The organism is Gottfriedia sp. OAE603 (assembly GCF_040543965.1).
In the GTDB taxonomy this organism is placed as follows: Bacteria; Bacillota; Bacilli; order Bacillales; family Bacillaceae_G; genus Gottfriedia; species Gottfriedia solisilvae.
Map to the genome: position 1 here is coordinate 1,019,055 of NZ_JBEUNN010000001.1, position 19,759 is coordinate 1,038,813.

At 32.5% G+C, this 19,759-nt stretch carries 24 protein-coding genes; 9 read left to right on the forward strand and 15 right to left on the reverse strand.

Features of this window, described 5'->3' with window-relative positions:
• Positions 1-66: 66 nt before the first annotated feature.
• The 7 genes from ABID96_RS05090 to ABID96_RS05120 form a co-directional block, all read right to left on the reverse strand.
• On the reverse strand, positions 67-282 hold the full coding sequence (locus ABID96_RS05090; RefSeq protein ID WP_087999945.1) for a spore germination protein: 216 nt from the start codon (positions 280-282) through the stop codon (positions 67-69).
• A gap of 1 nt (position 283) precedes the next feature.
• A complete protein-coding gene (locus ABID96_RS05095) occupies positions 284-667 on the reverse strand; it encodes a spore germination protein GerPE (RefSeq protein ID WP_192601106.1) in 384 nt (127 codons plus the stop codon).
• A gap of 35 nt (positions 668-702) precedes the next feature.
• Complete coding sequence (locus ABID96_RS05100; protein ID WP_087999947.1) at positions 703-879, reverse strand: spore gernimation protein GerPD; 177 nt, start codon at positions 877-879, stop codon at positions 703-705.
• Positions 880-882: 3 nt separating this feature from the next.
• Positions 883-1,488, reverse strand: coding sequence for a spore germination protein GerPC (gene gerPC / locus ABID96_RS05105; protein ID WP_192601107.1), 606 nt, complete (start codon positions 1,486-1,488; stop codon positions 883-885).
• 36 nt (positions 1,489-1,524) lie between these two features.
• A complete protein-coding gene (locus ABID96_RS05110) occupies positions 1,525-1,722 on the reverse strand; it encodes a spore germination protein GerPB (RefSeq protein ID WP_192601108.1) in 198 nt (65 codons plus the stop codon).
• A 14-nt stretch (positions 1,723-1,736) separates the two neighbouring features.
• On the reverse strand, positions 1,737-1,958 hold the full coding sequence (locus tag ABID96_RS05115) for a spore germination protein (RefSeq protein ID WP_192601109.1): 222 nt from the start codon (positions 1,956-1,958) through the stop codon (positions 1,737-1,739).
• Positions 1,959-2,115: 157 nt separating this feature from the next.
• Positions 2,116-2,271, reverse strand: a complete 156-nt coding sequence (locus tag ABID96_RS05120) for an aspartyl-phosphate phosphatase Spo0E family protein (protein ID WP_192601110.1) — start codon at positions 2,269-2,271, stop codon at positions 2,116-2,118.
• A 690-nt stretch (positions 2,272-2,961) separates the two neighbouring features.
• Here ABID96_RS05120 and ABID96_RS05125 point away from each other — a divergent pair.
• A complete protein-coding gene (locus ABID96_RS05125) occupies positions 2,962-3,333 on the forward strand; it encodes a DUF1516 family protein (RefSeq protein WP_192601111.1) in 372 nt (123 codons plus the stop codon).
• 48 nt (positions 3,334-3,381) lie between these two features.
• Here ABID96_RS05125 and ABID96_RS05130 read toward each other — a convergent pair whose 3' ends face one another.
• Positions 3,382-3,945 (reverse strand): DUF2777 family protein, encoded by a 564-nt coding sequence (locus ABID96_RS05130; protein WP_087999953.1) that lies wholly within the window; start codon positions 3,943-3,945, stop codon positions 3,382-3,384.
• A 458-nt stretch (positions 3,946-4,403) separates the two neighbouring features.
• Here ABID96_RS05130 and asnB point away from each other — a divergent pair, with 458 nt between their 5' ends.
• Positions 4,404-6,251 carry an asparagine synthase (glutamine-hydrolyzing) gene (gene asnB, locus ABID96_RS05135; protein WP_192601112.1) on the forward strand — a complete coding sequence of 616 codons (1,848 nt, stop codon included), beginning with the start codon at positions 4,404-4,406 and terminating at the stop codon, positions 6,249-6,251.
• A 280-nt stretch (positions 6,252-6,531) separates the two neighbouring features.
• Here the strand turns inward: asnB and ABID96_RS05140 are convergent, their stop codons facing one another.
• From ABID96_RS05140 to ABID96_RS05150, 3 genes are all read right to left on the reverse strand, one after another.
• The gene (locus ABID96_RS05140) at positions 6,532-6,894 is read right to left on the reverse strand and encodes a P-II family nitrogen regulator (protein ID WP_192601113.1); all 363 of its coding nucleotides are present in this window, start codon (positions 6,892-6,894) and stop codon (positions 6,532-6,534) included.
• Between the two features lie 12 nt (positions 6,895-6,906).
• Complete coding sequence (locus tag ABID96_RS05145) at positions 6,907-8,133, reverse strand: ammonium transporter (protein ID WP_192602019.1); 1,227 nt, start codon at positions 8,131-8,133, stop codon at positions 6,907-6,909.
• Between the two features lie 215 nt (positions 8,134-8,348).
• Positions 8,349-10,127: an alpha-glycosidase gene (locus ABID96_RS05150; protein WP_192601114.1), complete on the reverse strand. Its 1,779-nt coding sequence runs from the start codon at positions 10,125-10,127 to the stop codon at positions 8,349-8,351.
• A 212-nt stretch (positions 10,128-10,339) separates the two neighbouring features.
• Between ABID96_RS05150 and ABID96_RS05155 the strand changes: the two genes are divergently transcribed.
• Together ABID96_RS05155 and ABID96_RS05160 are read left to right on the forward strand one after the other, a co-directional pair.
• A complete protein-coding gene (locus ABID96_RS05155; protein WP_192601115.1) occupies positions 10,340-11,845 on the forward strand; it encodes an alpha-amylase family glycosyl hydrolase in 1,506 nt (501 codons plus the stop codon).
• 118 nt (positions 11,846-11,963) lie between these two features.
• The gene (locus tag ABID96_RS05160; RefSeq protein ID WP_192601116.1) at positions 11,964-13,007 is read left to right on the forward strand and encodes a LacI family DNA-binding transcriptional regulator; all 1,044 of its coding nucleotides are present in this window, start codon (positions 11,964-11,966) and stop codon (positions 13,005-13,007) included.
• Positions 13,008-13,104: 97 nt separating this feature from the next.
• Here ABID96_RS05160 and ABID96_RS05165 read toward each other — a convergent pair whose 3' ends face one another.
• Positions 13,105-13,596, reverse strand: coding sequence for a YajQ family cyclic di-GMP-binding protein (locus ABID96_RS05165; protein ID WP_087999959.1), 492 nt, complete (start codon positions 13,594-13,596; stop codon positions 13,105-13,107).
• A gap of 121 nt (positions 13,597-13,717) precedes the next feature.
• Here ABID96_RS05165 and ABID96_RS05170 point away from each other — a divergent pair, with 121 nt between their 5' ends.
• Together ABID96_RS05170 and ABID96_RS05175 are read left to right on the forward strand one after the other, a co-directional pair.
• The gene (locus tag ABID96_RS05170) at positions 13,718-14,599 is read left to right on the forward strand and encodes a CvfB family protein (protein ID WP_192601117.1); all 882 of its coding nucleotides are present in this window, start codon (positions 13,718-13,720) and stop codon (positions 14,597-14,599) included.
• A gap of 91 nt (positions 14,600-14,690) precedes the next feature.
• Positions 14,691-15,542: a YitT family protein gene (locus tag ABID96_RS05175; RefSeq protein ID WP_235821434.1), complete on the forward strand. Its 852-nt coding sequence runs from the start codon at positions 14,691-14,693 to the stop codon at positions 15,540-15,542.
• A gap of 210 nt (positions 15,543-15,752) precedes the next feature.
• On the opposite strand, the gene ABID96_RS05180 is transcribed toward ABID96_RS05175, so the two are convergent.
• Positions 15,753-15,884, reverse strand: coding sequence for a DUF3941 domain-containing protein (locus ABID96_RS05180; protein ID WP_087999961.1), 132 nt, complete (start codon positions 15,882-15,884; stop codon positions 15,753-15,755).
• A gap of 127 nt (positions 15,885-16,011) precedes the next feature.
• Between ABID96_RS05180 and ABID96_RS05185 the strand changes: the two genes are divergently transcribed.
• Together ABID96_RS05185 and ABID96_RS05190 are read left to right on the forward strand one after the other, a co-directional pair.
• Positions 16,012-16,863, forward strand: coding sequence for a YitT family protein (locus tag ABID96_RS05185; RefSeq protein WP_268876398.1), 852 nt, complete (start codon positions 16,012-16,014; stop codon positions 16,861-16,863).
• 197 nt (positions 16,864-17,060) lie between these two features.
• A complete protein-coding gene (locus tag ABID96_RS05190) occupies positions 17,061-17,882 on the forward strand; it encodes a BsuPI-related putative proteinase inhibitor (RefSeq protein WP_192601118.1) in 822 nt (273 codons plus the stop codon).
• Positions 17,883-17,945: 63 nt separating this feature from the next.
• On the opposite strand, the gene ABID96_RS05195 is transcribed toward ABID96_RS05190, so the two are convergent.
• Together ABID96_RS05195 and ABID96_RS05200 are read right to left on the reverse strand one after the other, a co-directional pair.
• On the reverse strand, positions 17,946-18,092 hold the full coding sequence (locus tag ABID96_RS05195; RefSeq protein WP_167374466.1) for a hypothetical protein: 147 nt from the start codon (positions 18,090-18,092) through the stop codon (positions 17,946-17,948).
• Positions 18,093-18,294: 202 nt separating this feature from the next.
• Positions 18,295-19,113, reverse strand: a complete 819-nt coding sequence (locus ABID96_RS05200) for a Cof-type HAD-IIB family hydrolase (protein WP_192601119.1) — start codon at positions 19,111-19,113, stop codon at positions 18,295-18,297.
• Between the two features lie 153 nt (positions 19,114-19,266).
• Here ABID96_RS05200 and ABID96_RS05205 point away from each other — a divergent pair, with 153 nt between their 5' ends.
• Positions 19,267-19,446, forward strand: a complete 180-nt coding sequence (locus ABID96_RS05205; protein WP_192601120.1) for a YjzC family protein — start codon at positions 19,267-19,269, stop codon at positions 19,444-19,446.
• The last annotated feature ends 313 nt before the right edge of the window (positions 19,447-19,759 follow it).

Consider the following 19,759-nt stretch of genomic DNA (forward strand, 5'->3'; position numbering starts at 1 on the left):
GGGCTAAACGCATGCCCACATAATTTTTAAGATTGTACCAGAGCCACAAAATTTCAAATTTAAAAATTATAGAGTAGCAACATCGTTTTGATCAGCAATATCTGCATCAATCGTATTTGTTGCACTTGCACCGTTAAAAGTAGCAGGGATAAATCCAGTGTTACCAGAACCTGAACCGTTATAAGCTTTCGTTGCTGACTTTGGAGAGATATTATTTAAATCTCCCGTATTTATATTTCCAGCATTCGTTTGGATGACGATTGCACCAAGAAATGTAGGCATATTAATTCTCCTTTCTATGAAGTGGTGGGGCAGTTTGAGGATATTGATCAAATTGCCTAATTTGACGTACTCTTGAAATCATTGTTGCACTGTGAACCGATCCAACGACCGAAACACCCGATGTACTTAAACCATTAAAGGTGACTCTTTGAACTTGGATAGTCGGATTCAAATTTACACGATTTAAAGTAACTGGATAGACAGGTTCATGAGTAGGTTTCTTTTTATAATAAGGCATCACTTCAAATGGATCTTTTTCAAATTCAGTAAAATTTGCAGTTTGTTGTTGAACGGCAAGTGCGTTTGATTCAGCAGTGATGCTAAAAACATCACCAAATTGAAGTATGCTTGATGTGATAGCAGAATTAACTTCAAAACTTTCCACGGAAGCTAATCTAAAACGAGGATCAATCGTAAACATTAGCTAATTGATAAAGGAACAAATGGCCCAATAATTAAAGACTCTGGTGGTGTATCAAAAATTGAAGATAATGTAATGTTATGAGCATCTCCAATCAGAAATAAAGAAGAAGAAGAGACTGCTGCGAATTTAATTTCATCTACTTGTAAATTGCAATTTGTTACATTTAAATTCATTCCTTACCCTCCCTTTTGAATATTATTTGGTAGGTTATTTAAAAACGCCGTATAAGCATTCTTTATATCTTGTAGCATATGCAAAGTAATTTCTTCGGCGTACTTCATTGGATTTTCGTCAAAATTAGGACGAGTTTTATAAAGATCTATATAATAAGGTAATCTGATATCCATTTGATTTCGGATATCATCAATCATCATTTGTCGGTAATAATCATCAACTGTACATCTTAACTCGGACTCTAGTTGATGAATTGTGGTAATCGCTTCTTTATCTAAATGATAATGTATTCGTTTCCCTATATAATCTTTTAATTCTTTTATTTGTTCATTTGATTTTATGGTAATTTGTTGATTTTCTACAGTAAGGTCATCGAAACTAGGAGCTTGTAATGGATTTAAACCGATGCTTAGTGTGCCATTTAAATTTTCTACTTTTAATTGATCGAATTTGTATTCAATCTTTTCAATTGTAGTTTCTGGACGCTTAGCCAATTCTTCAACTGTTGCCTCAAGCTGTGCAACTCTACATTTGAGTTGATCAATTAATTGAGCTTGCTCAAATAGTAATTGTTCAATTTGGGCGTATCTAATTTCTAATTGATTCATTTCATTCCCTCGCTTTCAATTTGCAGCAGGAATTGGTTAAGTCGCTTGAGAAGTTGCAATAATTTGGCCGTCCTCTGATAAAGTCGGTGCTGGCTCCGTATATTCACCAGTATTATTCGTAATAGTTTTTGCGTTAATATTTCCTGAGGTACCTATTTGAAATACAGATGAGTTTACAATTCCACCTGTTTTTAGTTGATTAATGATAATTGTTTGGTGTATATAGATGTTCATGAGACTCCCTCCTTTTACATATTTCCTACTATTGGTTGGTCAATTTGATCTTGATCGTAAACGTTCGAAATACTCTTGTTATTATAAACAGTAACAGAATCACCAGTATTAAAGGAACCAGCACCAGCATATGTCTGAGCACTACTCATAGGTTTAATGCTATATGCGTCTCCGACATTAACGACGGCGCTACTTCCGATACTTACAATATTAATAACTCCAACATAAGCAGGCATGATTGTACACCCTTTGTTCTTTTTATGATTATGTATTATATGGCTAAATGACCCAAAACGTGATAATTGTGATGGAAGTCTATCTGTTTCATATATAAAGAAACCCCAAAAAAAAGCTAGTGCAATTAGAAATTAAATTCGTAATTGCAACTAGCTATTATGCTCTCTTTTTTGAAAATGTTGAGATTGATATCATATTCATGAGCTTGTCCAGTTCTTGGCTGCATGAGACGGTTCTCTTGTTAGTAAAGCCATATCGTCCCGCAAAATAAACCATACGAGCGCGCTTTTTCTCTATAACATGAAGTAGCAATTTAGTCACCAACTTTGTTCAAGAATAGGGAATTGTGTCTATGTCTCACGATGTATGTAATGCTATTATACAAAATCATTTTCATATGAAAAGCGATTCGCTAAAAGAAGTGTAAATGTTACAAAAAACTACACTATACTACACAAATCAACCGGTTTCATCATCAGTTTAGTAGTAATCTAATAGATTTTGTAGTATAAAAGGTGTCTATTGTCGAATGAATAAAAGGAGTAGTGGTTTATATGTATAATTCGACAGTAGATTACATTCCTATATTATTAATATTTAAAAATAATATAAATGCATCATAAGTCTTATTTTTAGTACTTGGTATTATAGGTATATTCTCATAACAATTTAGTGTTTTAGCGATTTATTCGCATTGAATTCTGACAAAAGGTAATTTAACCTAGTAGAGATTGTTTTTATCTAGTTATATTGATAGAGGAATCCCTTTAATTTAGACCTAGAAAAATAGGACATTCTGAAAAAAAGAGCATTTTTAAAAGGATCATTAAGTTATATATTTTTATAAGCTTTAAGTAATTTCATGGTAAGAGTTACGAAACAAAGTTCACATCCTTACCGTACATGTTCATAAATCGTTCAAAAAGTAATCATAGTAAATTTATCAATTTCTTATAGAGTGTGATATGATATTTTAGAAACTGATTTTTGGGAGGAAACAAAATGGTTCACTTACATATCACTTCGTGGGTATTGGCAATTATTTTAGCCCTTTATGTAGGACATGGCTATAAAAATGGTCAAAATGTAAAAGTTGCACACATGATTTTACGATTATTATACTTTGTTATTTTAGGTACAGGATTGTATATCTTTATCGATCTACCTAAAGACAATATGCCATCAGATTTAAAAATGCTTTACAACATTAAAATGGGACTTGGGATTATTATGCTAGGAGTATTTGAGTATTTCACGGTCTCTTCTAAGAAGAAACGTAAAATGCTTATTCCAGCTACAATTTTTACAATTCTTATTCTAGCTTTATTATATTTAGGCTTTAGATTACCACTTAATTTTGATTTCTTTGCTTAATACAAAACAAAACAAAAACTGTCACAATAATTTGTGACAGTTTTTTTATTATGATAATTGTGTTAATAAATAACGGTTTCCAGTTGCTTTGGTTAATTCAAACCGATGATTTTGTTCCTCGGGTGAAATTTTAAATTGGTGGTAGACTGAACAAACTAGTTCTTCATTGTCAAAAACAATAAAATTTACACCTTCAGTTGGTGTGTTTTCTGGTTGGAATGAAAGGAAATTATGACAGTAAAGACAATCATATAATGAAAAACCATGGGTATTCAGTAAGTATGCTAAAGAGAAAAATGATTCATCACTTAAATTTTTTAATAGTGAATCAAAGCTATATAAAAGTTTCCTTTGAATTCGTAAAACATCCCCGTTTTGTAATTTTTTCTTTTTAGAATGGAATATAAGATATGCTCCATCTTGAAATGAAGCTGGTGTCCATTCTTCATTAATAGAAACTTCAAAATCCTTTTCGATAAGTTCATCGAGAATAAATGCTTCATCAGTTTCATCATCAAAGAAGACCCACTCATCATTAATTTCTTCTATTGATCCAATTGTAAAAGCACGAGGTTGCTCTTTAAATAGTTGTGATCGGTGCTTATAATGCATTAAGTAACCTCCAGTTACGAACGTTCTATATCATTACGTAAATTTGACAAATATTGATTTAATGGAAAATTAGTGATTTGGACATTTAGAATTAACATAAATATAGAAGGAGAATATAAATTAATAATTTCCTTCGAACCATTTATTAACTTTCGAATATTGTTTTTTATGGATTAATTTTCAATCAGAAATTGCCTGAAGTAGGCGTAATATACTTCATTAGTTTTCAGCTGATTTAATCTTCAAAGTACAAGATAAAATATAGCTGCTACTTTTTTCATTTATTGACATAACTTAACTATTTTATAACTATGCAAAAATTCAAAAAGCGTATGGACAAATAAGGATAGCTTTGAAATTTTTTTATTAATAATTGCACGCATTAATATTGGTGGTAATAAGATATAGAATTAACTTTATTTTTCTAGGGAAAAAGCCCAGAAAGGAGATAATAAATTATGTGCGGTATAACTGGGTGGGCAGATTTTGATCAAAATTTATTAAATGTAAGTGCTACAGTTAAAAAAATGGCTGAAACATTATCTAAAAGAGGTCCCGATGATACAAATGTATGGACTTCGAATCATTGTAGCTTTGGGCATAAAAGATTGGTTGTTGTAGATCCAGAGGGTGGAAAGCAACCGATGAATAAATCAAAGGAAAAATCTAATTATACTCTCTGTTACAACGGTGAACTATACAATACCGAGGATATTAGAAAAGAACTATTAAAACGTGGATACACATTTCAAGGACATTCAGATACTGAGGTTTTACTTACTAGTTATATTGAATGGAAAGAAGGATGTGTAGATCGATTTAATGGCATTTTTGCATTTGCTATATGGGATGAAGAGAACAAAAGTTTATTTATTGCCAGAGACCGATTAGGTGTTAAACCTTTATTTTATAAAGAAGATTATAAACGATTAATATTTGCATCTGAAGTAAAAGCAATATTGGCGCATAAAGATGTAAAGGCAGAATTGACAGAAGAGGGATTGTCAGAAGTATTTGGTTTAGGACCATCTAGGACGCCTGGAAATGGTGTATTTGATGGAATCAAAGAACTTCGTGGTGGGCACGCAATGACTTTCTCACAAAATGGATTGAAAATATGGAAATATTGGGAAGTTGAAAGCAAAATCCATACAGATTCAATAGAAGAAACAGCAGAAAAGGTTCAATTTCTGGTGAAAGATGCGATTGTAAGACAATTGGTTTCTGATGTACCTCTTTGTACGTTTTTATCTGGTGGTGTGGATTCTAGTACGATTACTGCGATCGCAGCAAATCATTATAAAAAAGAAGGTAAAGGTCAATTAACAACATACTCAATTGACTATGAAGAAAATGATAAATATTTTACTTCAAGCGTTTTTCAACCAAATTCAGATGCACCATGGATTGAATTAATGTCAAAAACATTTAATACGAACCATCATAGATGTGTGATTACAAATGAAGAGTTAGTGCACTATTTGGAAGAGGCAACTGAGTGTAGAGATTTACCGGGAATGGCAGATGTGGATTCATCTTTATTATGGTTTTGCCAAAAAATTAAGCAAAACTTTGTTGTAGGACTTTCAGGGGAATGTGCCGATGAAATCTTTGGAGGCTACCCTTGGTTTCATCGTGAAGACGACTTGAATAGACCGGCATTTCCTTGGATGAGGTCAACTGAGTTACGTCAGAATCTACTAAAGGATGAATGGAGTAAGAAGTTAAACTTAACAGCGTATGTTCAAGATCGTTACGATGAGACAGTAAGAGAGACGCCAATCCTTGAAGGAGAAAGCCCGTTAGAAGCAAAAAGAAGACAATTGTTTTACTTAAACAGACAATGGTTTATGGCGCAATTATTAGATCGTAAAGACAGAATGAGCATGGGAGCAAGCCTGGAAGTTCGTGTTCCTTTTGCAGATCATCGATTAGTGGAGTATGTTTGGAATATTCCATGGGAAATTAAAATGTATGGTAATCGTGAAAAGGGAATTTTAAGGAAATCCCTAGAAGGGTTATTACCAGATGATATATTATACCGTAAAAAAAGTCCTTACCCTAAAACGCATAATCCGGTTTATACTAATTTAGTAGTACAAAAGCTAAAAGAGAGTCTGAGCGATAAAGGTTCAGCACTCTATGAGTTTTTTGATAAGGAACAATTAAATAGTTTAGTTGAGAGTGAAGGTACAGCATTTAAAGTACCTTGGTACGGTCAATTAATGTCTGGACCGCAATTATTAGCTCATTTATACCAAATTCATGTTTGGTTTAAAAAGTACAATATTAATATTAAAGCATAAAAGAAAGTAGTGAATTTTCACCTCTTAGACTGTTTTTTCAATCAGTTGAATCTCTAGAGTATTGGTATTTTTCTACAAACAGTGAGGTGAATTTTCACCTCACTGTTTGTTTATATTTTGTAAATATGTAGTTTATGATTACAGCTGTTTTATACATTGAAACCGCAGGGTAAAGATATAGTTTTTGAAAATGTTAATTTTGATTACGGAACTCATGGTGAGAAAGTGGACAATTATATAAAAAACCTAGTCATAGGCATATGACTAGGTTTTTTTAAGATTAATAATCGTTTTGAAGAGCGTCGCGACCTTCTTCGCCAGTACGGATTTTAATAGCATTTTCGATAGGGTAAATAAAAATTTTCCCATCACCTGGCTTACCTGTTTTTAATACTTTTTTAGCTTCATCAATAACTGACTGTACCGGGACGTCGCAAACAACGATTTCGACTTTGATTTTTTCGTGTAAGTTAATTGTACGTTTCGTACCTCGATAAACTTCAGTATAGCCTGATTGCATACCGCAACCCAATACATTAGTGACAGTCATTCCAGTAATCCCAACTTTCGCAAGGGCATCTTTTAGTACATCGAATTTATCTGGTCTTGTAATGATTTCAATTTTCGTTAATTTCGCAGTCATGTTAATGCCTCCTTATATACTTGCATCGTGATAAGCTTTTTCGCCGTGAATCGCCAAATCTAGTCCTAAGTTCTCATCTTCTTGATCAACTCGAACGTTAACAAAGAAGCCAATCACTTTAATGATGAGGAATGTAACAACTCCTGCGAATACATAAGTAGATCCAATTGCAATCAACTGTTTAAACAATAATGAAGCATCTCCATAGAATAATCCGTCTGCTCCGGCACTATTAACAGATTTTGTTGCAAATAAACCTGTTGCAATTGCGCCCCATGTACCACCAATACCATGACATCCGAATGCATCTAAAGCATCATCATATCCGAATTTGTATTTTAAGTATGTGACGGCTATGAAACAAATAATTCCACCTAAGAAACCAATTAAGATAGAAGATAAAGGTGTTACAAAACCACATGCAGGCGTTATAGCTACTAAACCAGCAACTGCTCCACTTACACCACCAAGAATGGTTGGTTTTTTATTTACATACCATTCAACTAATACCCAGCCAACTGAGGCAGCAGCAGCGGCTGTATTTGTATTAATAAATGCTGTAAGTGCTACATCATTTAATGTAAGTGCACTTCCAACATTAAATCCGAACCAACCAAACCATAATAAACCTGCGCCTAATACTGTTAAAGGTAAATGATGAGGAGAGGTAGTTCCAAAATCTTTCCGTTTACCTAAAAGAAGAGCTAATACTAAACCTGAAACCCCTGAAGATATATGAACGACTGTTCCCCCAGCGAAATCAAGAGCTCCTAAGTTTCGAAGCCATCCGTCAACGCCCCAAACCCAATGTGCTAACGGATCATATACAAATGTTGTCCAAAGTAAAGTGAATAATAAAAATGCAGAAAACTTCATTCGTTCAGCAAACGCGCCTGAAATAAGAGCTGGAGTAAGTATTGCAAACATTAGTTGAAACATCATGAAAAGATTATGAGGAACTGTTGCGCTGTAATTTTCATTAGGAGTAAAGCTAACATCCTTTAATGCTGCCCAGGAAAAATCACCGATTAAATGTTTTACATCTGGACCAAATGCTAATGAATAACCAATTAAAACCCATTGTATTGAAACAATGGCCATTGCTGCATAACTGTGCATTGTTGTACTTAAAACGTTTTTACTTTTAACCATGCCACCATAAAAAAGAGCTAAACCAGGTGTCATAATCATAACAAGTACTGTAGAAATAAAGAGAAACACACTATCAGCTGCTTGAATACCGTTCATTTTCATTCCCCTTTTCTATTATGTTATATTTTATAACATCGAATGTTATATAAGATATCATATTCAGAATATATGCAAAATTCAATGTTTTTTTCACAAAAAAATAAAAAAAATTTCGTAAAAATATATGAAAACGCTAACAAAATAAAAAGATGTTAGAAAATGTAACGTAAATTATGTGGTTGCATAAAAATGCAGACTCAATTTTATGAGTCTGTGGATTCTATTTTTAATATGAAAAAATCAATAGGCGGTATTTCGATTAATATAGAATCAGATTCAGCAGCAAATTGTGAATGATTCCATAAATTTGTGATTCTTTTATTTCTCATCTTGATTGGTAATGTAACAGAAGCTTTTTCATTAGAGGGATTGATGAGTACGAAAATAGACATTTCATCACTACTTCTTTCATAAATCAGTACTTGGCTCTGTTCGTTAATTGGATCTATCCATTTAAACTCACCTTCGTTTTCCAGAACTGGGTACAAGCCTCTTAGTGAAATTAACTTTTTTAATGAATTGGAAATGACTTGATTATGAACGGAAGAGTCCCATACCATACAACTTCTGCATTCGGGGTCATTTCCACCTGTAAGTCCAACTTCATCACCATAATAAATACAAGGAGTCCCAAAAAACGTTAGAAGAAAAACATATAATAAAATCACTTTTTTATCTTGGTGATGTGACTGAGTTAGAATCCTCGGAGTATCATGCGTTCCAATAATATTAAATAAAACTTTGATTACTTGTATTGGATATAGTGAAATCATTTCATTGATTGAATGTTTGAACTGAACAGTGGAAATAGTTTCGTAGGAAAAATAAGAAAGTAATGACTTCAGTAACGGGTAATTCATTACAGAATCGAATTCATCACCACGTAACCAAGGCATAGCATGATGCCAAATTTCACCGACTATAAAAATATCGGGTTTTATGTCTTTCATTTTTCGGTGAAACAGTTTCCAAAAATAATGATCAATTTCGTTTGCGACATCAAGTCGCCAACCATCAATGTTAAATTCTTTAATCCAATATGAACCAATTTCCAACAAGAAGTTTTGGACATCTTTATTTTCTGTATTCAATTTAGGCATTTCTTTAACAAATGAAAAGGTTTCATATGAAGGATCCCCAATGTTTAATTCATCTGGATGAAAATGAAACCAATGATAATATTTAGAGTGTGGACCATTTGCTAAAACATCTTGAAACGGAGGGAAAGAATAGCTAGTATGATTAAAAACAGCATCTAGCATAACTCGAATATTATGATCATGACATTTTTGAATCAGTCTTTTTAAGGTAGCTTCGTCACCAAATGAAGGATCAATTTTAAAATAATCAATCGTATCATATTTATGATTTGAGTTTGCCTCGAAAATTGGAGTTAGATAAATTCCGGAAATACCTAAGTCCTTCAAATAATCGATCTTTTGAATGATCCCTTCAATGTCACCGCCGTAAAAGCTTGTGTATGTGGGTTGACTTTTACCCCAAGCTAATGTGTTCGTTGGATTATTTAATTGATTCCCACTTGCAAATCGGTCCGGGAAAATTTGATACCAAACAGTTTTCTTTACCCAATTAGGTGGAGAAATCAGTTCATTTTTATGTAAATAAGGTAATGTAAAACTATTTGAAAGATCATAATCATTAAACAGATCAGAAAAACCAGCTTCACCGTAAAAAAGTGAAATATGATCATTCTTAATAAAAAATTGATATTTCATACGCTTGTTTGGGGGAATGACACTTACTTCCCAAAAATCAAACATTTCGGTAGAAAAGGCCTTATACATCGGAAGGGGTTCTTCAATATTCCATCTTGATTCTTTGAAATGAAAAGGGTCGCCATAATATAAAATAACCTCAGTGCAATCTCCTTTTTTTGTACGTAATCTTAGGCAATATGTCTGATCATTAATTGCAAAAGCATATTGATCATAAGGTTGATGGAAGATGGTTTCCTTTTGCATACAATCATCCTTACGTTAAAAGTGATAAAAAATCTTAATATTAGAAATTACCTTGCTATCTAAACTGTAACCAGTATAATAAAAATAGCTTGTGCAATCGCTTCCATTTCTATTTATTTAATAAAGTATTTGTATTTCACTGTAATATTTTGCAAAATAATGATAGAGATTGAAAAATGTACATGCACGAGACGTTGCAGGGGGAGAAATGAATGAAGCGGTTTAGTTATTTATTAATTGCGATTGTATTCATCTTGAATATGATTCCGAATAAAATTTTTGCAGAAAAAAATACGGATTTAAAAAACGATATGGTTTATAGGGTTCTAGTTGACCGTTTTAATGATGGAAACCCTAGGAATGATAAAGATACAAATCCAAATGACTTAAACAAATCTCAAGGTGGAGATCTTGAAGGGATAACTCAGAAGCTGGATTATATTAAAGAATTTGGTTATACGACAATATCATTATCACCTATATTTGAAAATGATGCAGATTCATATGATGGGTTTTCAGTCATTAATTTTAAACAAATAGATCCAAGATTTGGTACGATGAAGGATTTAAAAAAACTAATTAAAGAAGCACATAAACGTGATATGAAGATTATCGTTGATTTTGTCATAAATAATGTTTCACCAAATAGTGATCTAGCAAAAAATGATCAGTATGCGAACTGGTTTAATCCTAAGAGTAGTACAAGTGATGAAGAAAAGTGGGTTAATGGATTACCAGATATAAATCAAAATAATAAAGAGGTTGAAAAATACTTTCTTGATTTAGGTAAATGGTGGATTAATGAAGCAGATTTTGATGGTTACTATTTACAGGATGTAAATTATGTTCCAGTTTCATTTTTAGAATCTTTTACAAAAGGTATTAAAAATGCAGATTCGAATTTTATCGTATTAGCAGATTTAAATGAAACAAGTGACGTACAAATGGAGAAATATAGTAATGTAGGTTTTGATGCAATTAATAATGCACCTTTATTAAGTAAATTAAGTGATTCCTTTGCATCTCAAAATGAACCCATTACTGATTTATACAAAGCACATAATGAATTATCAAAACAATTAGGTTCAACACAAATCGTTAATTATTTAGATAATGAAATGACAGAAAGATTTGTTTCAATTGCACAAAGTAAAGGAGAATACCCTCCTTCTAGATTAAAATTAGCACTTGTTTACTTATTTTCAACACCTGGTTTACCAATGAATTATTATGGGACAGAAATTGCAGTAAATGGTTCGAAAATCCCTGAAAATCGAAAAAGCATGGATTTCAGAACAGATGAAGATTTCTCAAACTATATTATAAAATTAACTGAATTAAGAAGTACGTTACCATCTTTAACAAAAGGTGACTTTGAAGTAATATATGATAAAAAGGGTATGACTTTATTTAAGAGAAGCTATAAAAAAGAAACAACATTTATCGCAATTAACAATACGTCATACGATCAAAAAATTCACTTAGATTTTGATGTTGTTAAAAACACAAATGAGTTAAGAGGACTTCAAAATGATGATTTAGTGAGACCAAGTAAAAAAGGTTTCGATATTGTATTAAAGCGTGAATCATCAAATATATATGCTGTTGCGCCAAAAACACATATCAATTTAGGTGTTATGATCGCGATTCCATCGATATTTATAGGTTTTGTCATATTTTTATGGGCAGCAAAACGTCGTCAAAGTAAAATAAAGTAAATAAAATAATAAGATTAAGCGCTTTTGAAAAGTTTTACATAAGACTATCTTCTTTAGCGCTTAACCTATAACATGAAATGAGAACGGTTACAAACATAATGGAGTAAGGGGAAAAAAAATGACTATTACAATAAAGGACGTTGCGAAACTTGCAAATGTAGCACCTTCAACAGTGTCACGAGTTATTTCAAATAGTCCTAGAATAAGTGAAAAAACAAAGCGTAAAGTTCGTAAAGTAATGGATGAATTAAATTATCATCCTAATTTAAATGCAAGATCATTAGCGAACCGTTCAACAAAGTCAATTGGATTAGTATTACCTCCTGCATTAGATGCTTCTTTTCAAAATCCGTTTTTTGCAGAAGTAATTAGAGGTGTTACTGCATATTCAAATCAAAAAGAATATTCATTATACTTTATCACTGGTAAAAATGAAGAAGAAGTTGAACAAACTGTTAATAAGACAGTTAGAGGTAGACGAGTTGACGGAATCATATTACTTTATTCGAAAGAAAATGATAACATTATTGATTATTTAAGCGAGCATAATTTTCCGTTCGTTTTAGTTGGTAAACCGTATCACTATATAGAAGATATTACGTATGTAGATAATGATAACTATGCAGCGGCAAGAGAAGTAACGAATTATTTAATAGATCAAGGCCATAAACGTATTGCGTTTGTTGGAGGAGAAAGTAGTCTACTTGTAACGAAAAATCGTTTACGTGGATTCCAGGATACGATGCAATTAAATGGCCTATCAGTTAAAGAGGAAGAAATAATATTTACTTCGTTTACGAGAGATGGTGGTAGAAAAGCTGTAAATCAATTAATGGAACAATCTGAGTTGCCATCAGCAATTGTTGTAACAGATGACGTGTTATCACTTGGCATCATCAGTGTTTTTCAAGAGCATGGCATATCAGTTCCTAAAGATATTTCAATTATCAGCTTTAATAATGCTATTCTTGCAGAACTTGCAAATCCGCCTTTAACGTCAGTAGATATTAACATTTTCCAACTGGGTTATGAAGCTGCTAAAAATATTATCTCTAAAATTGAAGAACCAGATGGGTCAGAAAAAAGTATTCTCGTTCCTTATAAATTAATTGTTCGAGACACTTGTATGAAAAAAGAAGATTTGGAATTAGTAAAAAGCTAGTTTGATGAATTGAATTGCCTTGAAGATATGTAGGGTATTTTATAGTCAAAATATAAAAAGGATGACATCAACGTCATCCTTTTTACTATGTAATCAATTATCGATAATTTAAAAATTGTACATCAATTGGTAAATCAGCAGCTCTTACAGCTGAAATAATTGCTTGTAAATCATCTCTGCTCTTAGCTGTTACTCTGATTTGATCATCTTGAATTTGCGATTTTACTTTTAGCCCACTATTTTTAATGATCGTATTGATTTTTTTTGCATTATCTTTATCAATACCTTGTACTAATTTTGCTCTTTGTCTTACAGTACCACCTGATGCACCTTCTACTTTACTGTAATCTAAATTTTTGATTGGTACATTTCGTTTTACTAATTTACTAATTAATACATCTTTTAATTGCTCTAATTTGAAATCATCATCAGAAACTAACACAAGCTCTTCTTTTTCTAATGAAATTGAGCTTTTACTCCCTTTAAAATCATATCGAGTAGCAATTTCCTTTGTTGCAAGTTGAATTGCATTTGAGACTTCTGGTAAGTCTACCTTAGAAACAATATCAAATGAACTTTCTTTTGACATAGATAGAATCCCTCCAAATCGTTAATACTTGTATTATAGTGTATGATAGACGAAGTAACAAACTTTGAATTAGCATGATATAATAATTTTTAGTTATAATTTAAGAGAGGATGTAACAAAAATGAGTTTACAAGCAGGAGAGATTGTCACTTTAATGTGCAGTCGTGAAACAGATATTGGGTATATGCTTGTCCAAGATCAAGAAGAGGTATTTTTACATAGAAATGAAACGGCTGGAGAAATTGAATTAGATCAAGAAGTAACAGTGTTCTTATATCATGACTCAAAAGGTAGATTATCTGCAACAATGTCAATGCCACATATAACGACTGAAGGATATGGATTTGCAAAAGTAGTTGATAAACTAGATGGAATTGGTGTTTTTGTTAATATAGGAATATCAAAAGATATCCTTTTAGAAAAGGGAGATCTACCACCTCTTGAGGAAGTATGGCCACAAGAAGATGATGAAGTTTTTTGTACATTAAAGCGTACGAACAAAGGTCGACTTTTAATTAAATTAGCAACTGAACCAGTTATGCAAGAATATTCTGTTCGTGCTGAAGAAGGTATGTTAAATAAAAATGTATCAGGAATTATTTATCGTACATTACGAGTTGGTTCATATATTTTAACTGATGAACGCTTTATCGGATTTATACATGAATCCCAGCGGAAGACAGAACCAAGAATTGGTCAAAGAGTAACTGGGCGTATTATTGATATTAAAGAAGATGGAAGTATAAATGTTTCACTTTTACCAAGAGTACATGAAGGAATGGATCAAGAAGCGGCAGAAATATATGAATATATCATGAGTCGTGGTGGAGCTATGCCATACTGGGATAAGAGTGATGCGGAAGATATAAAAGTTCGATTCGGTGTAAGTAAAGCATCGTTTAAACGTTCAATTGGACGCTTAATGAAAGAAGGAAAAGTCTACCAAGAAGGTGGATGGACGTACTCAAAAGAAATGTTTGAGAAAAAAGAATCAGAAGAATAATAACTAGCCACTTCATAATTGAAGTGGTTTTTTGCTATTTTTTTCTAACTTACAGGCATACTAAGGATATAAATGAATAGGAGGCTAGTAAGTGGAGGAGAAGAAAGAGTTATTAATTAAAATAATTGTTGTCACCTTAGGTGGTTTGTTAAATGCATTTGCGATGAATTGTTTCTTAATTCCTGTCAGTGTCTATTCAAGTGGTTTTTCTGGACTTGCGCAGTTACTTTCGAATTTGACGTCAGATTATACATCGTTCCATTTGTCCACGGGTGTGTTATTAGCAATCTTAAATATTCCTGTTATTATCCTAGCCTGGAAAAAAATTGGTCCATCATTTACTTACTTTACAATCTTAAGTGTTGGAATAACGACTTTATTTTTAGAATTGATTCCAGTAACACCCTTATTTTCAAAGGATATATTGTTAAATTCTGTATTTGGCGGATTAATTGTGGCAATAGGGATTGGATATACTTTGAAATATGGTGCGTCAACGGGCGGTTTAGATATTATTGCACTAGTACTGTCTAGATCAAAAGGAAAACCTGTAGGAACCTATTTTTTTCTTTTCAATGCAGTCATTATTTTAACAGCAGGTTATATTTACGGGATGGAAAAAGCACTTTATACATTGATTAATTTATATGTAACTTCAAGATTTATTGATGCAATTCATACGAGTCATATTAAAGTAACTGCATTTATTGTCACGACTAAAGGTGACCAGCTAAGAAAAGAAATACATTCTAAATTAGTTCGTGGGATCACAGCGATTAATGCTAAAGGAGCGTTTACGAACCAAGATAAACAGATTTTGATGATGGTATTGTCTAGATATGAGTTGTATGATTTATCTAGAATTATCAAATCGGTTGATGAAAAAGCATTTACAAATGTCGTTCAAACAGTAGATGTATTTGGTGAATTTAGAAAAATGTAATGAAAAATGAAATGAGCTATTCACACTTCTAATGAATGGAAGTAAATGAATAGCTCATTTTTTGAATCTTATTAATAATAAGGCTTTTTAAAGTAACAAAACTTTTTGTTGTCTTTCATATAGAAATAAATATACTTAAACTATTGGCTTACAATATTGCAAAATTAAGCTATTAAATTTAACAAAAAAACATGTTATTTCTAAGGTAGATTAAAGATGATCGACGCTTTTTGAAAATGATTTTTTACCAGCTTTTGCATTTTTTCTTTCTAGCTCATTTTTCTTTGCTTGAACTGCGTTGTTATCTTTAGCTTTTTTATCATTATCACTAGTATGAGGCATAGTTAAGCTCCTTTTTTATTTAATATAAATATATTTTTGCCCTTATTTTTGTAAATATGTATTCGTTCTTTTATTACTACTTTATATAGAAAAATGTAGTTTTTAATTTGGGGAGGTTTGTTGAGAGTTGGAAAGAAATAAAGAGCTTATCATTAAGCTAGTAGTTGTGGTCATTGGGGCATTTTTAAATGCATTTGCAATGAATTGTTTTTTAATCCCGGCCAATATTTACTCAAGTGGATTTGCGGGTTTAGCACAGTTACTTGCAAATATTATTACAGTCTTTACCCCGTTTACAGCAACAACAGGGATTTTATTAGCAATATTAAATATTCCAGTTATTATTTTAGCTTGGAAAAAAGTTGGTCGTTCTTTTACGTACTTTAGTTTTCTAAGCGTAGGAATCATGACATTTTTCTTAGAGGTTTTACCAGTTGATCCTATATTTTCTGATGATATTTTACTCAATGCCGTATTTGGAGGACTTATTGCTGCCGTTGGTATTGGGATGACTTTAAAATTTGGTGGTTCAACAGGTGGTTTAGATATTATTGCTTTAGTGTTATCTAGATCAAAAGGAAAGCCAGTTGGAACATATTTCTTACTGTTTAATGCAATTATTGTCATTACTGCTGGCCAACTTTTTGGAATGGAGAAAGCTCTCTATACATTAATTAACTTATACGTTACAACTCGTGTAATCGATAGCGTTCATACTAGCCATGTTAAGCTAACTGCAATGATTATCACAACAAAAGGTGAAGAACTAAGCAAACAAATTCACTCTAAATTAATCCGTGGTATCACAAAAATGGATGCACGAGGTGCGTTCACTAACCAAGACAAAGATGTTCTAATGATTGTCCTATCACGATACGAACTATATGACCTAGAACGAATCATCAAAAAAGTAGACCCAAAAGCATTCACAAACGTAGTACAGACCGTAGACGTACTAGGTGAATTTAGAAAAATGTAAATTGAAAAGTGGAAGCGACTTGGTCTGCCCCGACAAGCATAAGGCAAAGAACAGTGAAAGTTGCTGCTTTTCCAACTTTATCTTAATATTCAACTGACCAAAGGTAGGACTTCCCTACCTTTTTATTTATTTTTAAACCTATTTTTCAGTTTTTTGGTATAATTTAGGTCAAGGATATAAAAAAGGTGGAGATTATTTTGAAAAAGAGATATGTTCTCTTGTTTGCTTGTTCACTTTTACTTTCAGGTTGTGGAGCAAATAGCGAAAAAGAGATAAAGCCAACACCAAGTACTAAACAAACAATTGAACAAAATAATGAAATTGATTTGAAGAAAATTTCGACTAAATTAGAAGTGACGGAAGCAAATGGACTTGTAACGATGAAATATTCGCTGCGAAATTCAGATGATATTCCAGCAAACTTTACATTCCCTTCAGCTCAAATAATTGACTTTACGATTAAAAATGATAAAGGTGAAGTGGTTTATCAATCATCCAAGGATATGTCATATGCACAGAACTTAACAAAGATCGAAGTGCCAAATGCATCTGCTAAAGTATGGGAAGAACAAGTAAATTTCCCGGATAACAGTATTCCTTATGGTAATTATGAAGTTTCAGCTAACTTTGTAGCAACTGCTGTAAATGATAAAAAGTTAAATGGTGAAATCGCTGCACTGACACAACCTCTTTCTTATCATAAGTTAACGACAATTAATGAAAATGGATCAAAAGTAGTTATTAGTGGAGAAAATGGTCACTATGAAATCAAGGGAACTTACTTATCTGAGCAAGATGAAATTTTCTACTCAGTAGAGGATGGTCATAATAATCTAATTGATGAAACAATTCTACCAGTCAAAATAAAAAGTGGATCAGTTAATTTATTAGATTTTAGCCTAGATATTCCAAAAGAAAGTTTACCGAATAATGGGGTTGTCACTCTTATTATTTATGAAAAAAATAAAGATGACCAAGTAACAAAATCAATTAATGTTGCGCTTCAACAATTTGAATAAAAATGTAAAAAAACAACCATAGGTTAGAACCCATGGTTGTTTTCTTTTTATGCTTGATTTGGCTTAAGCATTGTAGTTGTAGCTTTGACTATTAGCTTTTCGCTCTTCAGCCTCAGCTAAAGTAAAATGATAAGGGAACTTTTCAGAGTATTTCGTAACAGAATCAGAACTTTGTTGAATAAAGCGCTTAGACTTATTACTTTTGCCCATGATGATTCCCTCCCAGATAGGAAAGCTTAGTTGAAATCTTCATAGTAAAATCCAAATAGAATTGATATAAAATCAAAAAGTGGAAGTTACTCTTTTGAAGAAGTCCTTTATAGATTGTACAAATTTGAAGTTGTTATGACTGGTTAATATTCTCTTGTCTGTCATTTTTTCCATATGATTGATGTATCTGACATATTAACGTTTAAATACGTTTTAATTGAAAGAAATCTTCCAAGAAGATCGCGATACCGTCTTCTTGATTAGAAAGAGTTGTATGCTTTGCAAGTTGTTTTAACGGTTCAATTGCATTATTCATCGCAACACCATGCCCTGCGTATTCAATCATTTCTAAGTCGTTATCCTCATCACCGAAAGCAATAATATTTTTGCGAGGAATATTATAATAAGATGCGACTTTTTGTAAGCCAACTGCCTTATTCATTCCAGCTTTTACTACCTCAACGATATGATGAGGTGCCGCCCATCGTCTGTGATCTATTACTTCTGCATGCACGTCCGATAAATGCTCTCGAATACTTGAAACGTGGGCTTCATCACTATCGATTAGTAAGCAGGTAGGTGCATGTTGTAGATTTGATAGTAAATCACCGTGAATGATTTCATCCTTTACATATTCGAACATTGGCATAATATGCTCTTCATGCGCATCTGCATAAATATCATCTAAAACTTCAGCATAAAGATTTTTCAAAGCATATCCGCGACATGAACTAATAACTTCCTTCGCAACTTCAAGGGGTAATGATTCATGATAAACTCCCCACGAGTTATCTAATGGATGGTGAACATATGCACCATTAAAATTAACGATTGGAGTAGTAAGTTTTAGTTGATCATAATACATTTTGCTCGCTCGATAAGGTCTACCAGTGGAAATAACAATTTCATGGCCAGCAATTTTTAATTGTTCAATTGCTTTTAATGTTCTTTCGGAAATGATTTTTTCATCAGTAAGTAATGTACCATCTAAGTCTAGTGCAATTAAATGTTTCGATTTCATCGTTATCTCCTTTTATCTTTTATTGTGGGCTAAGTGAATTAAAATATATATTTGGATAAGCATCCAATAATTACTAATACTACCATCTTTTTAAAAGAAAAATCTTTTATTTTAGAGGGACAATAATAATCAACATGGAAGGAGGAGATTAGAATGGGACAACCACATCAATTTCGCCCGGGAGAAAAAGCCCCTAATAATGGCGTTTATATTGAAATTGGCGAGACAGGAAGCAACGTAACTCGACCAAAACAAATCAGATTACAAGCAGGAGAAGTATTCCCTGAAACCCAAAACCACAACCGAAAATGGACATACAAACGTAAGCCATAACGAAAAGTGGAGGCGACTGTTCAGCTCCGACAAGCATAAGACAAAAACCACTAAAGGTGTTTTTTACCTTTAGTGGGATTTGGCTTATGACTCGAGGAGCTAGGAGCCGGAACTAGACACCAAGAAAAGTGGAGGCGACTGTTCAGCTCCGACAAGCATAAGACAAATACCAATAAAGATGCTTTTTACCTTTAGGGGATTGGCTTATGACTCGAGGAGTTAGGAGCCGGAACTAGAATAACGAAAAGTGGAAGCGTCTCGCTCTGACCCGACAAGCATAAGGCGAAGAATAATGAAAGTTGCTTTTTAACTT

Coding starts and splice junctions, on each gene's coding strand:
- ABID96_RS05090 (WP_087999945.1), bottom strand. CDS start 282: ATGCCTACATTTCTTGGTGCAATCGTCATCCAAACGAATGCTGGAAAT.
- ABID96_RS05100 (WP_087999947.1), bottom strand. CDS start 879: ATGAATTTAAATGTAACAAATTGCAATTTACAAGTAGATGAAATTAAA.
- gerPC (WP_192601107.1), bottom strand. CDS start 1,488: ATGAATCAATTAGAAATTAGATACGCCCAAATTGAACAATTACTATTT.
- ABID96_RS05110 (WP_192601108.1), bottom strand. CDS start 1,722: ATGAACATCTATATACACCAAACAATTATCATTAATCAACTAAAAACA.
- ABID96_RS05115 (WP_192601109.1), bottom strand. CDS start 1,958: ATGCCTGCTTATGTTGGAGTTATTAATATTGTAAGTATCGGAAGTAGC.
- ABID96_RS05125 (WP_192601111.1), top strand. CDS start 2,962: ATGGTTCACTTACATATCACTTCGTGGGTATTGGCAATTATTTTAGCC.
- ABID96_RS05130 (WP_087999953.1), bottom strand. CDS start 3,945: ATGCATTATAAGCACCGATCACAACTATTTAAAGAGCAACCTCGTGCT.
- asnB (WP_192601112.1), top strand. CDS start 4,404: ATGTGCGGTATAACTGGGTGGGCAGATTTTGATCAAAATTTATTAAAT.
- ABID96_RS05140 (WP_192601113.1), bottom strand. CDS start 6,894: ATGACTGCGAAATTAACGAAAATTGAAATCATTACAAGACCAGATAAA.
- ABID96_RS05150 (WP_192601114.1), bottom strand. CDS start 10,127: ATGCAAAAGGAAACCATCTTCCATCAACCTTATGATCAATATGCTTTT.
- ABID96_RS05155 (WP_192601115.1), top strand. CDS start 10,340: ATGAAGCGGTTTAGTTATTTATTAATTGCGATTGTATTCATCTTGAAT.
- ABID96_RS05160 (WP_192601116.1), top strand. CDS start 11,964: ATGACTATTACAATAAAGGACGTTGCGAAACTTGCAAATGTAGCACCT.
- ABID96_RS05165 (WP_087999959.1), bottom strand. CDS start 13,596: ATGTCAAAAGAAAGTTCATTTGATATTGTTTCTAAGGTAGACTTACCA.
- ABID96_RS05170 (WP_192601117.1), top strand. CDS start 13,718: ATGAGTTTACAAGCAGGAGAGATTGTCACTTTAATGTGCAGTCGTGAA.
- ABID96_RS05180 (WP_087999961.1), bottom strand. CDS start 15,884: ATGCCTCATACTAGTGATAATGATAAAAAAGCTAAAGATAACAACGCA.
- ABID96_RS05195 (WP_167374466.1), bottom strand. CDS start 18,092: ATGGGCAAAAGTAATAAGTCTAAGCGCTTTATTCAACAAAGTTCTGAT.
- ABID96_RS05200 (WP_192601119.1), bottom strand. CDS start 19,113: ATGAAATCGAAACATTTAATTGCACTAGACTTAGATGGTACATTACTT.
- ABID96_RS05205 (WP_192601120.1), top strand. CDS start 19,267: ATGGGACAACCACATCAATTTCGCCCGGGAGAAAAAGCCCCTAATAAT.